Here is a 14,319-nt window from a genome sequence, read left to right as displayed (position 1 = left end):
GCTCAACGAAAGGTGCCTGATGGCCCAGCACACCGTTTCCCCCGCGCCGGTGATCCGGACCTCCGTTCAAGACGGGTTACCGTCGGATCTGGCCGGATACGCGCGCCGGAAGATCGGCAAGCTCACCCGGTTCACTCATCGCCCGGTGCTCGACGTCCGCGTGCGGCTGACCCTCGCGAGCCACGCCTCACCACTTCCCGTGGTGGCGCGGGGAAGTCTCGACGTCAACGGCAGGATCGTGCGTGCGGAGGTCGCCGCGGCCGAGCCCAGGGAGGCCGTCGACCGCCTCGAAGCACGGCTGCACAGGCAGCTGGAGCAGCTCGGCCGGTTCCGGCGGCGGTCCGGTGAGCAGCCACAGGACCGGCCACATCGCGATCCCCGGCCGGTCGAGGAGCGCCGGATCGTGCGGCGGAAGTCCTACACCCTCGCCACAGCCACCGTCGACGACGCCGTCGAGGAGATGCTGCTGCTCGACCACGGCTTCCACTTGTTCACCGAATCCGGTTCCGGGCACGACAGCGTCGTCTACCGATCCGGCCCGACCGGACTGCGGCTCGCCCAGGCGGCCGCGACGCCCGCGGAACGGCTAGCGTCACACCACCTGCCGGTGACGATCAGCCCGCAGCCTGCCCCGACGCTCAGCACCGGGGAGGCGGTCGACCGGCTGAACCTCACCGGGCTGCCGTTCCAGTTCTTCCTCGATGCCGACCTGGGCCGGGCAAGCGCGCTCTATCACCGCTACGACGGCCACTACGGTCTCATCACCCCGGCGGTGTGACCGATCCGGCCCGACCGGGCGCCGCTGTCAACGCGGAACCAGCACGGCCGCGCCGTCGACCCGATCCGCGGCCAGGTCCGTCAGCGCCCGGTCGGCCTGCTCCAATGGGTATTCGGTGGTGTGCACCTCGATGTGGTGCTCGCCGGCGAAGGCGAGGAACTCCCTGGCATCGGACCGGGTGTTCGCCGTCACGCTGCGGACCTGGCGCTCCTGGAACAGGTGTGCCTGGTAGTTCAGCGGCGGGATGTCGCTGAGGTGGATTCCCGCGATCGACAACGTGCCGCCCCGGTCGAGCGCGGCGAGCGCGGGTGGTACCAGCTCGCCGGCGGGCGCGAACAGGATCGCCGAGTCCAGTGGCTCCGGCGGGGGATCCGCGGCCGCCCCGGCCGAGCAGGCACCCAACTCCAGCGCGAGCCGCCTGGCCGCCGTACTCCGCGTCATCACGTGGACGGTGGCGCCACGGGCGAGCGCGACCTGCGCCGCCAGGTGCGCGCTCGCCCCGAAACCGTAGATGCCGAGCCGGCCGCCGCGCGGCAACTCAGCCCGCATCAGGGCGCGGTAGCCGATCACCCCGGCACACAGCAGTGGCGCCAGCTCACGGTCGGCGTACCCGGACGGCAGCGGATGCGCGTACGCCGCCGGCACCACCGCGTACTCCGAGTACCCGCCGTCGGCGTCCCAGCCGGTGTAGCGCGACCGGGGGCAGAGGTTCTCCGTCCCCCGCGCGCAGTAGTGGCACTCTCCACAGGTCCCTCGCAGCCAGGCGATTCCCACGCGGTCACCCGGTCCGAACCCCGCCGGATCGCCGTCCCCGACCGCGACCACCTGGCCCACCACCTCGTGCCCGGGAACGACCCCGCGACGGCGCACCGCGAGATCGCCCTCGGCGACATGCAGATCGGTGCGGCACACCCCACTGGCGAGCACACGTACCAGCACCTCACCATCGCCGGGCTCCGGCACCGGATCGTCGTGCGGCACCAGCGGGCCGGTGGCCACCGGCCCGGGCTTGTCGACGCGCCACGCAAGCATCCCCGTGCTCCTCTCCACGCGGTCGGTGACCGCACCGCCCCACCGTCACCGGCATCACCCTGCGGCGGTAGGGCCGTTCGACACCATTCGCTCGGTGCCACGGCAACAGCGGTCCTTGGTCCCACCGTGCCGGGAACTCCTGCTCTGGCAACCGTCGCCGCGGCGCGACGAGCATCGGATTCCCAGGCCAGTGAACCAGGAGCGGCGATGACGACGAAGATCGGTATCAACGGATTCGGCAGGATCGGCAGGGACCTCCTCCGGGGGGTGCTGGCCCAGCCCGAACGGCGCATCGAGGTCGTGGGCGTCAACGACATCGCCCCGGCCGCCACCCTCGCGCACCTGCTGGAGTACGACTCGACCTACGGCCGGCTGACCGTGCCCGTCGACGTGAGGAACAGCACGATCAACGTCGGCGGCCAGCGGGTGGAGGTGATCAACTCGCCCGATCCGGCCGGCCTCCCGTGGCGAGCGCTCGGCGCCGACGTGGTGATCGAGGCCACCGGACGGTTTCGCAGCAGGGACGCCGCGGCGGCGCACCTCGACGCGGGCGCGCGGAAGGTCATCGTCTCCGCCCCCGGCAAGAACGTCGACGCGACCATCGTGCTCGGCGTCAACGACTCCGGTTACGACCCGGCGACCCACCACGTGGTGTCGAACGCGTCCTGCACCACCAACTGCGTGGCTCCGATGGTGAACGTCCTGCACCAGGCGTTCGGCGTCCGCCACGGCCTGATGACCACGATCCACAGCTACACCAACGACCAGTCCCTTTTGGACGGCCCACACAAGGATCTGCGCCGGGCGCGATCGGCGGCGGTCAACATGATCCCGACCAGCACCGGCGCCGCCCGGGCCATCGGCGAGGTCATCCCCGCCCTGGCCGGCAAGCTCGACGGGGTCGCGGTGCGGGTCCCGGTCGAGGACGGTTCGCTGACCGACCTCACCGTCCAGCTCGGCACCCGGGTGACGGCCCACCAGGTCAACGAGGTGTTCGCCGAGGCCGCTGAAGGAAGTCTCAAGGGGATCCTCCGCTACACCGAAGCTCCCCTTGTCTCCCGCGACGTCATCGGTGATCCGGCGTCCTGCGTCTTCGACGCGAGTCTCACCACCGCCGAGGACCACCTGGTGAAGGTGTTCGGTTGGTACGACAACGAATGGGGCTATGCCCAGCGCACGCTCGACCTGGTCGAGCTGATCGCCCGGCAGCTGTGAAGGACCGAGAAGGAGAACACGATGGAGGAAGACATGGCCCGGCGAATCGTCGTCGGGGTCGACGGGTCCGCCGCCAGCCGCTCGGCGTTGCGGTGGGCGACAGCCGAGGCGGCGATACACGGAGGGAAGGTGAACGCGATCACCGTGCACACCGGTGACTACCTGTTGCCGGGAACGTCGTTCACGTTCCAGCCGCACGGGCGGGTGCCGGTCTCCGGCGAGAACGAGCTGCGGCGGTACCTGCACGGGTTGGTCGAGCAGGAACGCCTCGGTGACGTCGTGGTCGTCGAGACCGTCATCGAGGGCGATGCCGCCACCGAGCTGGTGAAGGCGGTCCGCGGCGGTGACCTGCTGGTCGTCGGCAGCCACGGGCAGAGCAGGCTGGCGGAGGTGCTGCTGGGCAGTGTCGCGGCCGACTGCGTGCGCCACAGCCCCTGCCCCGTCGTGGTGATCCCCGCCGAACTCGCCGGACAACCGGCACAGCGAGGAGAGGACGTATCGTGAAGGCACTGGTGTACGACGGTCCCGGGCGCCGCGCGTGGACCGACCATCCTGACCCCGGCCTCGTCGACGACACGGACGCGATCGTCCGGATCGACGCGGTCACCATCTGCGGGACCGATCTGCACATCCTCAAGGGTGACGTTCCGACTGTCGAACGCGGCCGGATTCTCGGCCACGAGGCCGTGGGCACCGTCGTGGCGACCGGCTCGGCGGTGACCGGCCGCAGGCCGGGTGACCGGGTGCTGATCTCCTGCATCAGCTCCTGCGGTCGTTGCTCGTACTGCCGCACCGCGACCTACGGTCAGTGTCGTGGCGGCGGGGGCTGGGTTCTCGGCCACCGGATCGACGGCGTCCAGGCCGAGCTGGCCAGGATCCCGTTCGCCGACACCTCCACGCATCCGCTGCCGGAGCAGGTCACCGACGAGGCGGCGCTGTCGCTGGCCGACATCATGCCGACCTCCTACGAGGTCGGTGCGCGCAACGGGCGGGTCCAGCCCGGGGACACGGTCGTCATCGTCGGTGCGGGGCCGATCGGCCTGGCGGCCATCACGACCTCCAGGCTGTTCAGCCCGACCACCGTGGTGGTGATCGACAGGGAGCCCGCCCGGCTCTCGGCCGCCAAGGAGTTCGGTGCCGACGTCCTGCTCCGGCCCGACGAGGACCCCGAGGTCGCGGTGGCCGAGCTGACCGGTGGCCTCGGCGCCGACGTCGCCATCGAGGCGGTCGGGATCCCGGAGACCTTCGAGCTGTGCACCCGGCTGGTGCGCCCCGGCGGACACGTGGCCAACGTCGGTGTCCACGGACAGCCGGCGACGCTGCACCTGGAAGACCTGTGGATCCGCAACATCACGATCACCACCGGGCTGGTGGACACCTCGAGCACCCCACTGTTGCTGCGGATGCTGGCGGCGGGGCGCCTGGACACCTCCGGGCTCGTCACCCACAGGTTCGCGCTCGACGAGATGGACGAGGCCTACGACGTGTTCGCCCGTCCCCAGGAGAGCGACGCCCTGAAGGTCGCGTTGTTCCGTACCTGATCGCCCCAAGCGCGAGAAGGCCACCTTCATCCCGTCCCGCGGGATGAAGGTGGCCTTCCCGCGTCCGGGTCACCCGGCGGGGCTGCCCTCTGTCACCGTCGCCGGTGACCTTCGGCCCCTGCTCCCGCCACGCTGCCGGCGACACACTTGGCATACCCGAAAGAAGGAGGAAAAATGTCCACACAGGACACGTCAGCCGAAGTTCGTCCGGACTCGAAGCAGTCCGCTTTCGCCGGGCCCGCGACAGCCGTGCTGCGGATCGCCACCGGCCTGCTGTTCCTGTGGGCGTTCGCCGACAAGGCGTTCGGGCTCGGTTACGCCACGAGCTCGCAGAACGCCTGGATCAACGGCGGCTCGCCCACCCGGGGATTCCTCAGCCGGGTCGACGTCGGGCCGTTCGCGGAGACCCTGCGCTCGTGGGCGGGCGCCGCCTGGGCCGACTGGCTGTTCATGGCCGGGCTGCTGGGCATCGGCGTCGCCGTCACCCTGGGCATCGGTCTGCGCCTGGCCGCCGTCACCGGCACCATCATGATGCTGCTGATGTGGGTTGCCGAATGGCCGCTGGACCGCGTGACCAACGGTGGCGAGCCCACGATGTCCACCAATCCGCTGATCGAGTACCACGTCATCTACGCCCTCGTACTGATCGCGCTGGCGGCCGTCCACGCGGGCAACACGTGGGGGCTCGGACGCCTGTGGGCCGGCCTTCCCCTGGTACGACAGCAGCGCTGGCTGGTGTGAGGCCGCGCGTCGTGCGGCCTAGTTCTCCAGAGCGCGTGAAGGCCACCTTCACCACGTCTGACGTGGTGAAGGTGGCCTTCACGACACCCGGCCACATGCGCCTGGCATCTGTCCACAGAGGAGTTCAGCCTCGCGGGCCAGTTCGAGGTCTTCTCGCGGGATCACGATCAGCACCGGCACCGCCGCGCCGGGCGGGCTGATCAGCCGGTCGCCCAGCGCGGGCCCTGCCACCGATGGGTGGAGCCCGAGCGCACCGAGCCCGTCCACCACCGTGGCGATCACTTCGGGCTGGTGCTGTGCGACGCCACCGGTGAACACCACCGCGTCCAGATGGTCGAGGCTCATCGCCACCGCGCCGATCTCCCTGCGCAGCCGGTGCAGGTACACGTCCAACGCCGTCCGCGCGTCGTCGTCACCGCCGCGGGCCGCCGCCAGCACCGCACGCAGATCACCGCTGGTGCCACTCATGCCGGCGAGCCCGGAGCGGTGCCACAGGGTGTCGGCCAGCTCGTCCGGGGTCATCGGTTCGGTGCGCAACAGGTGCAGCAGCAGGCCCGGGTCCACCGAGCCGGACCGGGTCGCCATCACCGCCCCCTCCAGTGCGGTGAATCCCATACTGGTGTCCGCGCTCTGGCCTGACCGGACCGCGGTGACCGAGACGCCGGCTCCGACGTGGCACACCACCACACGCAGTCGCCGCACCGGCCGGTCGAGCAGCTCCGCCGTGCGGCGGACCGCGTACTGGCAAGAAAGGCCATGGAAACCGTAGCGGCGCAGGCGGTTCTGCCGGGTCCACGACCGCGGCAGCGGATAGCGAGCCGCGGCCTCGGGCAGTCCACTGTGGAACGCGGTGTCAAAACTCGCCACCAGTGGGAGGTCCGGCCGGGTCGCACGCACCGCCCCGGCGATACTCAGCGACACCGGTTGATGCAGCGGTGCGAGTGGCGCCAGTCGTTCGAGCGCGGTCAGCAGCGCGTCATCGACCGGGGCAGGGCCCGTCCGGGAACCGCCGTGCACGAACCGGAGCGCGACCGCGTCGACGGCCGGCCACCGGCTCAGCGCCTCGGCCACCGCCCGGGTGTGCCCGGACAGGTCGTCCACGGTCCACGCCTGCCAGCCGACCGCCCTGCCGTCGTCGACCAGCGCGGCCTTCAAGCTGGACGAACCCGGGTTCAGCGTCAGAATTCTCACGGTCACTCCCTTGTCACAGGCGCAGCCTGCGTAGCACCGGATCATGGGCCGTCGCCCGGCCCACCCGGGCACGGATGTCGAGCACCTGGCAGCGGTCGCCGTCGACGCGTATCGGGTTGAGGTCCAGTTCGGCCAGCTCCGGGAACCACTCGGCCAGCGAGCTGACCCGCAGCAGCAGGTCCCGGACAGCGGCACGCTGCCGCGGACAGGCCCACAGCGCCGCTGAACACCGCAGCCCGTCCAGCATCCGGTCGGCGTCGCGCTCGGTCAGCGGGGCCAGGCGCGCGACGTGGTCGGCGATGAGGTCGGTGTCGACGCCACCGAGCCCGAACACGAGCAGTGGCCCGAACTCAGGGTCGGACCGCACACCGATCAGCAGCTCGCGCCCGGACCGCGCCTGGCGTTGCAGCACAACACCGCGCAGGGACCGGCCGAACCTGGCGCGCAGCGTCCGCATGCCCTCCCGTAACGCCGCGGCATCCGCGAGGCCGGTCAGCACGCCGCCCGCGGCATTCTTGTGCAGCACACCCGCCGCATCGGCCTTGAGGACCACCGGCCCGCCACCGAGGCGGCCGAACTCGGCCACAGCCGCCTCGTCGTCCCTCACGTACCGGGTCCCGACCAGTGGCAGGCCGGCGTGACCGGCGAACTCGACCAGTTCGGGCGGCGACAGCCAGCCTTCGCCGGCCCGGGAGAGCAGTGTCCGCACCGCCCGCGACTCGATGTCCAGCGGTCGCGGCGCGGCGACGGCGGATTCGCCCAGCCACTCGCCGTACGGCCCGAGCGCGGCGAGCACCGCCGCGGCCGACTCCGGGTCGTCGTAGCACGGGGCGACGATCTCGCCGTCCGGGTCGCCGAGGGGCGCCACCCTGGCCAGCTGCCCCGGGCGCACAGCCAGCACCGGTGCGGCCGATCGTCGAATCGCTTCCGGCAGTGCTTCGCCGGGATCGCCGACCGCCGTCGGCACGGTCACCGCGATCACGGCGTCCACACCATCGTCGCCCGCGACCGCACGCAACGCCTCGCCGAACGCCGTCGCCGGGACAGCCGCCGTGGTGTCGACCGGGTTGACCGTGGTGGCGCCTGGTGGCAGAAGGCCGGCGAGACGCTCAGCGGTGGCGTCGGACAGCGTGGCCACCGTGAGACCGAGCCGGTCAGCGGCGTCGGCCGCGAGCACGCCGGCTCCCCCGGCATTGCTCACGACGGCGACCCGGGTGCCGGCGGGAACCGGCTGCCAGGACAGTGCCGCCACCACCGCGACGAGGCCGGCGACACTGTCGACGGCGATGACGCCGGCCTGCCGGTAGAGCGCGTCCCTGGTGACGGCAGGGGTCGCGGCGGCCGCGGTGTGCGACTGGGCCGCCGCGGCCGCGGCGGCACTGGCTCCCGAACGCACCGCCACCACCGGCTTGGTCCGGGCCAGGGAACGGGCGAACCGGCTGAACTTACGCGGGTTGCCGAACGACTCCAGATACAGCACGGCGATGTCGGTCTCGGTGTCGGCGGCCCACCACAGCAGCAGGTCGTTGCCGCTCACGTCGTACTTGTCCCCTGTGGACACCAGCGTCGACATGCCGAGGCCGAGTTCCCGCAGCGCCTCGGCCAGCGCGATCCCGACCCCGCCCGACTGCGTGACCACCCCGATCCGGCCGGCGGGTACCGCGCCCCGGAGAAAGGTCGCGTTCATCCCGTCACCGGGTGCGGTGACGGCGACCCCCAGGCAGTTGGGACCGACCAGCCGGATGCCGTGCCGGCGTGCCACCTCGACCAGCCGCCGTCCAGCCGGCCTGCCGGTGAGCCCGGCGGACACGACGACGGCGGCACGCACGCCACGCCGCCCGCACTCGTCGAGTGCGTCGGCGCACTGGTCGGCTCGCAGGCACAGGACCGCCAGTTCGACGTCCCGGTCGAGGGCTCCGACCGACGGGAAGCAGGGCACGCCGAGGACACTGTCGGCGTGCGGGTTGACCGCACGCAGAACGCCGGAGAATCCCGAGTCGACAAGGTTGGCCAGCACGGCGTGACCCACCGACGTCGGCGCCCGGCCCGCACCCACCACCACGACCGACGCGGGCTGGAACAGGTGCCGCAGGCTCGCCACGTCGGCGCCCGCCTCCCGGCCGGCCACGGCGGCGAGGTAGCCGTCTGTCTCGTCGAGCGACACCGTGAACTCCCGCTCCGGGCCGCCGATACGGCCCTGCCACGGCAGGCCGAGCTGGGTGAGGACGCTGGTCACGGCGTCGTTCTCGGCGAGCGTCTCGGCCACGAACCGCCGGACACCGGCCTGCCTGGCCAGCGACACCAGGTGCTCCACCAGCAGCGTGGCCACTCCCCGGTGCCGCGCCCCCGCGGCGACCACCATCGCGATCTCGGCGTCGTCGGACTCCGGGAAGCGCTCGAAGTGCGCCACGCCGATCAGTTCGTCGTGCAGGAAGCAGCCGACCGCCGCGCGCCGGTCGTCCGGCCCGGTGGCGATGCGGCGGGCGAGCGCGTCGAGCCCGCGGGGGGCCGAACCGAAGAACCGGAAGTACCGGTCGCGCTCGTTCAGGCGCTCGTGCAGCGTACGAACGGCGTCGGCGTCGGCAGGGCCCAGCGGCCGCGCCGTGGCGATCTCGCCATCGGCGAGCAGGACCCGCGCAGCGGGATCGTTGATCATCTCCGGGCTCCCGGGGGTAGGGGTCGGGCACCGACCAGCAAACCGGAGTGCGGGCCGAACACGACGCGGCCGGAGTTCCCGGGGTACGGGGACCTAGGTCACCACCGAGGGGTCAGGACAGTGGTGCGGACCATTCCAGCCGGGCGCCCCCGCCGTCGCGGGCGCCGACCGAGAAATCGCCGCCAGCCTGCCGGGCCCGTTGCCTGAGATTGCCGAGGCCGCTCTCGACGACCTGGGCGGCGATGCCGGAACCGTCGTCGGTCACCGCGATCCGCAGCACGCCGTCCGCAGCGGTCACGCTCACCCAGACGTTGCCGCCTCCGCTGTGGCGCACCGCGTTGCTGACCGCCTCCCGTACGACGGCTTCGGCGTGGTCGCCCAGCTGGGTCGGGACCGCGTCCACCCGGCCGCTCATGCTCACCGTCGGTTCGACGGCGGCCTCGTCGGTCAGCTCGGCGACGGCGTCGTGCAACCGGGCGCGCAGCCGTGGCCCTCCTTCGGGGGCGCCTCCCCCGTGCAGGTCGAAGATCGCGGTGCGGATCTCGCCGACGATCTCGTGCAACTGGTCGATGCTGTCCCCGAGCCGGCGCTGGACCTCCGGGGACTTGGCACGACGGTGGGTGCTCTGCAGGGCGAGCCCGACGGCGAACAACCGCTGGATGACGTGGTCGTGCAGGTCCCTGGCGATCCGGTCCCGGTCGGCGAGGACGTCCAGTTCGCGGGCGGTGCGCTGCTGGGTGGCCAGTTGCAGTGCCAGCGCCGCCTGATTGGCGAACGAGGCCACCATGCGCAGCTGCTCCGAGTCGAACGATCCGCCACCCGGTTCGCGCGCGACCAGCAGTACGCCCGACGTGCGGTCCCTGGCCTGCAGCGGGACCACCAGGGTCGGCCCGAAGCGGTACTCACCATTGGCATGCGGCAGCGCCAGATCACTGACGCCGCGTGGCGTGCCTCTCCGGTAGACCTCGCCGAGGAGGGACGACCCCGTCGCGACCCGCACCCCCTTCAGGTCCGCGGAGCGTTCACCCGAACACACCGTCACGGTCAGCTCGTCGGCCTCGTCCGTGTCCCACTCCTCGTCGTAGGCGTCCAGGGTCCCCCCGTGCGGCAGAGCGAGAAGCGTGACGTCGGAGCCGGTGAGCTCGGCCGCCCGGCTGACGATGACAGCCAGCGCGTCGGCCGGGTCGGCCCCGGCCAGCAGTTCGGTGGTCACCTCGCCGGTGGCCGCCAGCCAGCGCTGCCGGGTGGTGGCCTGCTCGTACAGGTGCGCGTTCTCGATGGCGACGCCGGCAGCGCCCGCGAGCGCCTGCAGCACCACCTCGTCATCGTCGTTGAACTGCTCGCCGTTCTTCTTCTCGGTGAGGTAGAGGTTGCCGAAGATCTCGTCGCGGACGCGGACCGGGACCCCGAGGAAGGAATGCATGGGCGGGTGGTTGGCGGGGAAGCCGACCGACGCGGGGTGCCGGGAGATGTCCTCCAGTCGCAGCGGCTTGGCCTCGTCGATCACCACGCCCAGCAGCCCGCGGCCCTGCGGCAGATGCCCGATCTGTTCGCGGGTGTGCTCGTCGATGCCGATGTAGATGAACTCCGCGAGCGAACCGTCGTCGGCGAACACACCCAGCGCGCCGTAGGTGGCCTCGCTCAGGTCGATGGCGGCCTGGACGATCTGACGCAGCGTGGTGTCCAGATCCAGCCCTGCCGACACAGCCATGACGGCGTCGAGCAGGCCGTCCATCTTGTCCCGGGTCCCCACGAGCAACTCGACGCGCTCCTGCAGGTCGCGCAGGACCTCTCGCACCCGCAACTGCGACAGCGTGCCGGCCATACGGCGCTGGTCGGCACGCTCGGCCGGCTGCTCAGTCAAAGCTCACTCTCCCGTCCTCGGTGTCCCCGACACCGCTACACAGAGTAGAGGGAGAGTCAACGGGCCGGCCACCAGACAGGGCCGGTGGCGGCTCAGCCTTCGCCGCTGCTGTTCTCCTTCCCTCTCAGCTCCGTGGCGAGGACGGCCACCTGGGTGCGCCGCTGCATGCCGAGCTTGGTCAGCAGCCGGGAGACGTAGTTCTTGACCGTCTTCTCGGCCAGGAACATGCGCCCGGCGATCTCCCGGTTGGTCAGGCCCTGGCCGATCAGCTCGAACAGCGTCCGCTCCTGCTCGGTGAGCTGGGCCAGCGGCCCCTTCTGCTTGTCGCCCTCACGCAGCCGCTCCATCAGCGTCGCGGCCGCCCGCGGGTCGAGCAGGGACCGGCCGGCGCCGACCTCCCGCACGGCCGCCACCAGTTCCATACCGCGAATGTCCTTGATGACGTAACCACTGGCGCCGGCCATGATCGCGTCCAGGGTGGCCTGCTCGTCGGTGTAGGACGTCAGCATCAGGCAGTACAACTCCGGCATCCGCGACCGCAGTTCCCTGGCCAGCTCGATACCGTTGCCGTCGGGCAGCCGGACGTCCAGGACCGCGACGTCCGGCCGCAACGCCGGGATCCGGGCGAGGCCTTCGGCCACACTGCCGGCCTCACCGACGACGGTGAGTTCCTCGTCGTCGTTGAGCAACTCGGCAACGCCACGGCGTACCACCTCGTGGTCGTCGACCAGAAAAACGCGGACCATCCGTACTCCCTCGCCAGGACCACGCCGATCGTGATCCTGAGCCAGTCTATGTTCGCCTGCCGTATCGATCCGGGGACCAAAGTCCCTAGTTGCCGGGTCACTGGCACTCAGCCAGGCCAGCTCCAGTCTCGCACCTCGGGCAGGTCCTCGCCGTGCTCGCGGATCCACCGGTGGTGCCGGAGCCTGGCGTCGACCATGCGCTGCCGTACCTGGCCGGCGGTTCTGGCCAGGCCGGGTACCCGGTCGATCACGTCGATCACCAGCTGGAACCGGTCCATGTTGTTCAGCACCAGCATGTCGAACGGCGTGGTCGTCGTTCCCTTCTCGATGTAGCCCCGGACGTGCAGGTTGTGGTGGTTGGCACGCCGGTAGGCCAGGCGGTGGATCAGCCACGGGTACCCGTGGTAGGCGAACAGCACCGGCCGGTCGGTGGTGAACAACGCGTCGAACTCGGCGTCGGTCATTCCGTGCGGGTGTTCCGCCGCCGGCTGCAGGCGCATCAGGTCCACCACGTTGACCACGCGAACCGTCACCTCCGGGAGATGCTCACGCAGCAGGGTGACGGCGGCGAGCACCTCCAGCGTCGGTGCGTCACCGGCGCAGGCCAGCACCACGTCCGGCTCGTGGCCGTCCTCGTTGCCCGCCCACTCCCAGATTCCCGCACCACGCGCGCAGTGCAGGGCGGCCTGTTCGTCGTCGAGCCAGTTCGGCGTCTCGTTCTTGCCTGCCACGACGACGTTGACGGAGTCCCTGCTGCGCAGGCAGTCGTCCATCACGTGCAGCAGCGTGTTGGTGTCCGGTGGGAAATAGGTGCGCACGACCTCGGCGCTCTTGTTGGCCACGTGGTCGACGAACCCGGGGTCCTGATGGGAGAACCCGTTGTGGTCCTGCCGCCACACGTGCGAGGTGAGCAGGTAGGTCAGCGACGCCACTGGCCGGCGCCACGGGATCCGCCGGTGCACCTTGAGCCACTTGACGTGCTGGTTGAGCATCGAGTCGACGATGTGCACGAACGCCTCGTAGCAGGAGAACAGGCCGTGCCGCCCGGACAGCAGGTAACCCTCCAGCCAGCCCTGGCACAGGTGCTCGGACAGCACCTCCATCACCCGGCCACGCGGACCGAGATACTCGTCCTCAGGGAGCAATTCGGCGTGCCAGGACTTGTCGGTGACCTGGTACACGGCGTCGAGCCGGTTGGACGCCGTCTCATCCGGCCCGAACAGCCGGAAATTCGCCTGCTCGGCGTTGCGGCCGAACACCTCACGCAGGTAGCAGCCCAGCACGCGGGTCGGCTCGGCCGTCGTCGTACCCGGCGCGGGAACCCGCGCGGCGTAGTCGCCGACGTCGGGCAGGTCGAGCGGACGCAGGATCATGCCGCCGTTGGCGTGCGGGCTCGACCCCATCCGGGTCGTGTCGCGCGGGATCAGTGCGGTCACGTCGGCCGTCGGCGCACCGGCGGCATCGAAGAGTTCCTCCGGCCGGTACGAACGCAACCACGACTCCAGCTCGCGCAGGTGATCGGGGTTGTCCCGGACCGCGGGCAGCGGCACCTGGTGCGAGCGCCACGTTCCCTCGACCGGCAGACCGTCGACGGTGGCGGGTCCCGTCCAGCCCTTGGGGCTGCGCAGGACGATCATCGGCCACATCGGCCTGACCTGCGAAGTCCCGATCCGTTCGAGGTCACCGAGCACGTCGTCGAGCACCTCGGCCATCGCGCGATGCATGGCCACCGGATCGTCGCCCTCCACGTAACGAGGGGCGTAGCCGTAGCCGCGCAGCAGCAGGTCCAGCTCCGCGGGCGCGATCCGGGACAGCACGGTGGGGTTGGCGATCTTGTACCCGTTCAGATGCAGGATCGGCAGCACCGCCCCGTCGGTTTCCGGGTTGACGAACTTGTTGGCGTGCCAGCTCGTGGCCAGCGGGCCGGTCTCGGCCTCCCCGTCGCCGACCACGCAGGCCACGACCAGCCCGGGGTTGTCCAGCGCCGCGCCGTAGGCGTGCGCCAGCGAGTAGCCCAGCTCACCGCCCTCGTGGATCGACCCGGGCACCTCGGGTGCGACGTGACTGGGCACTCCGCCGGGGAACGAGAACTGCCGGAACAGCTCGCGCATCCCGTCCACGTCCCGGGTGACCTCCGGCCACGCCTCCGAGTAGCTGCCCTCCAGCCAGGTGTGGGCCAGCAACGCAGGCCCGCCGTGGCCGGGACCGGTCACGAACAACGCCCGCGTCCCCCGGCGCACGATCGCGCGGTTGAGGTGCGCGTAGACGAAGTTCAGCCCCGGCGAGGTGCCCCAGTGCCCGAGCAGCCGCGGCTTGATGTGGTCCCGTGTCAGCGGCTCGCGCAGCAAGGGGTTGTCCATCAGGTAGATCTGGCCGGCGGAAAGGTAGTTGGCAGCCCGCCACTGGGCGTCGACCTGCCGCAGTTCGGATTCGGTCAGAACACCGCTGCCTTCACGGACGGCGGTCATTTCGCCTCATCCGGACGGACGATCAGCACGGGGGACGCGGCGTGCTGGAGCAGCGCACGGCTGGTCGATCCCAGCAGCATGCCGGTG

At 71.0% G+C, this 14,319-nt stretch carries 12 protein-coding genes; 5 read left to right on the top strand and 7 right to left on the bottom strand.

What is annotated here, in order from left to right; genetic code table 11:
- Nucleotides 1–19: 19 nt before the first annotated feature.
- Nucleotides 20–778, top strand: coding sequence for a ribosome hibernation promotion factor (locus EWH70_RS02270; protein WP_130473488.1), 759 nt, complete (start codon nucleotides 20–22; stop codon nucleotides 776–778).
- Between the two features lie 27 nt (nucleotides 779–805).
- Here the strand turns inward: EWH70_RS02270 and EWH70_RS02265 are convergent, their stop codons facing one another.
- The gene (locus EWH70_RS02265) at nucleotides 806–1,810 is read right to left on the bottom strand and encodes a zinc-binding alcohol dehydrogenase family protein (RefSeq protein ID WP_130473487.1); all 1,005 of its coding nucleotides are present in this window, start codon (nucleotides 1,808–1,810) and stop codon (nucleotides 806–808) included.
- 207 nt (nucleotides 1,811–2,017) lie between these two features.
- Here EWH70_RS02265 and gap point away from each other — a divergent pair, with 207 nt between their 5' ends.
- The 4 genes from gap (at nucleotide 2,018) to EWH70_RS02245 (ending at nucleotide 5,307) form a co-directional block, all read left to right on the top strand.
- Nucleotides 2,018–3,025: a type I glyceraldehyde-3-phosphate dehydrogenase gene (gene gap / locus EWH70_RS02260; protein WP_130473486.1), complete on the top strand. Its 1,008-nt coding sequence runs from the start codon at nucleotides 2,018–2,020 to the stop codon at nucleotides 3,023–3,025.
- Between the two features lie 21 nt (nucleotides 3,026–3,046).
- Nucleotides 3,047–3,529 (top strand): universal stress protein, encoded by a 483-nt coding sequence (locus EWH70_RS02255; protein ID WP_130473485.1) that lies wholly within the window; start codon nucleotides 3,047–3,049, stop codon nucleotides 3,527–3,529.
- The gene (locus EWH70_RS02250) at nucleotides 3,526–4,566 is read left to right on the top strand and encodes a zinc-dependent alcohol dehydrogenase family protein (RefSeq protein ID WP_130473484.1); all 1,041 of its coding nucleotides are present in this window, start codon (nucleotides 3,526–3,528) and stop codon (nucleotides 4,564–4,566) included. Before EWH70_RS02255 ends, EWH70_RS02250 begins: the two co-directional genes overlap by 4 nt.
- A gap of 174 nt (nucleotides 4,567–4,740) precedes the next feature.
- Nucleotides 4,741–5,307: a DoxX family membrane protein gene (locus EWH70_RS02245; protein ID WP_130473483.1), complete on the top strand. Its 567-nt coding sequence runs from the start codon at nucleotides 4,741–4,743 to the stop codon at nucleotides 5,305–5,307.
- Nucleotides 5,308–5,385: 78 nt separating this feature from the next.
- On the opposite strand, the gene EWH70_RS02240 is transcribed toward EWH70_RS02245, so the two are convergent.
- The 6 genes from EWH70_RS02240 to EWH70_RS36575 all read right to left on the bottom strand — a co-directional run bounded on the left by EWH70_RS02240 (nucleotide 5,386) and on the right by EWH70_RS36575 (nucleotide 14,312).
- Nucleotides 5,386–6,498: an acetate/propionate family kinase gene (locus tag EWH70_RS02240; protein WP_130473482.1), complete on the bottom strand. Its 1,113-nt coding sequence runs from the start codon at nucleotides 6,496–6,498 to the stop codon at nucleotides 5,386–5,388.
- 13 nt (nucleotides 6,499–6,511) lie between these two features.
- Entirely contained in the window at nucleotides 6,512–9,154 is a 2,643-nt protein-coding gene (locus EWH70_RS02235; protein WP_130473481.1) for a bifunctional acetate--CoA ligase family protein/GNAT family N-acetyltransferase, read from the bottom strand.
- 112 nt (nucleotides 9,155–9,266) lie between these two features.
- The gene (locus tag EWH70_RS02230) at nucleotides 9,267–10,979 is read right to left on the bottom strand and encodes a GAF domain-containing sensor histidine kinase (protein ID WP_130473703.1); all 1,713 of its coding nucleotides are present in this window, start codon (nucleotides 10,977–10,979) and stop codon (nucleotides 9,267–9,269) included.
- Nucleotides 10,980–11,110: 131 nt separating this feature from the next.
- The gene (locus EWH70_RS02225) at nucleotides 11,111–11,764 is read right to left on the bottom strand and encodes a response regulator (RefSeq protein ID WP_130473480.1); all 654 of its coding nucleotides are present in this window, start codon (nucleotides 11,762–11,764) and stop codon (nucleotides 11,111–11,113) included.
- Between the two features lie 107 nt (nucleotides 11,765–11,871).
- Nucleotides 11,872–14,232 (bottom strand): phosphoketolase family protein, encoded by a 2,361-nt coding sequence (locus EWH70_RS02220; protein ID WP_130473479.1) that lies wholly within the window; start codon nucleotides 14,230–14,232, stop codon nucleotides 11,872–11,874.
- Entirely contained in the window at nucleotides 14,229–14,312 is an 84-nt protein-coding gene (locus EWH70_RS36575) for a hypothetical protein (RefSeq protein WP_338078555.1), read from the bottom strand. Before EWH70_RS36575 ends, EWH70_RS02220 begins: the two co-directional genes overlap by 4 nt.
- Nucleotides 14,313–14,319 lie beyond the last annotated feature (7 nt).

Origin of the sequence: Amycolatopsis suaedae, assembly GCF_004214935.1 — a bacterium.
GTDB lineage: Bacteria > Actinomycetota > Actinomycetes > Mycobacteriales > Pseudonocardiaceae > Amycolatopsis > Amycolatopsis suaedae.
The sequence above is the reverse complement of the archived record's forward strand: the minus strand, read 5'-3'. Positions and strand labels throughout refer to the sequence as shown.

Coding starts and splice junctions, on each gene's coding strand:
- EWH70_RS02255 (WP_130473485.1), top strand. CDS start 3,047: ATGGAGGAAGACATGGCCCGGCGAATCGTCGTCGGGGTCGACGGGTCC.
- EWH70_RS02220 (WP_130473479.1), bottom strand. CDS start 14,232: ATGACCGCCGTCCGTGAAGGCAGCGGTGTTCTGACCGAATCCGAACTG.
- EWH70_RS02270 (WP_130473488.1), top strand. CDS start 20: ATGGCCCAGCACACCGTTTCCCCCGCGCCGGTGATCCGGACCTCCGTT.
- EWH70_RS02245 (WP_130473483.1), top strand. CDS start 4,741: ATGTCCACACAGGACACGTCAGCCGAAGTTCGTCCGGACTCGAAGCAG.
- EWH70_RS02230 (WP_130473703.1), bottom strand. CDS start 10,979: ATGGCCGGCACGCTGTCGCAGTTGCGGGTGCGAGAGGTCCTGCGCGAC.
- gap (WP_130473486.1), top strand. CDS start 2,018: ATGACGACGAAGATCGGTATCAACGGATTCGGCAGGATCGGCAGGGAC.
- EWH70_RS36575 (WP_338078555.1), bottom strand. CDS start 14,312: ATGCTGCTGGGATCGACCAGCCGTGCGCTGCTCCAGCACGCCGCGTCC.
- EWH70_RS02265 (WP_130473487.1), bottom strand. CDS start 1,810: ATGCTTGCGTGGCGCGTCGACAAGCCCGGGCCGGTGGCCACCGGCCCG.
- EWH70_RS02225 (WP_130473480.1), bottom strand. CDS start 11,764: ATGGTCCGCGTTTTTCTGGTCGACGACCACGAGGTGGTACGCCGTGGC.
- EWH70_RS02235 (WP_130473481.1), bottom strand. CDS start 9,154: ATGATCAACGATCCCGCTGCGCGGGTCCTGCTCGCCGATGGCGAGATC.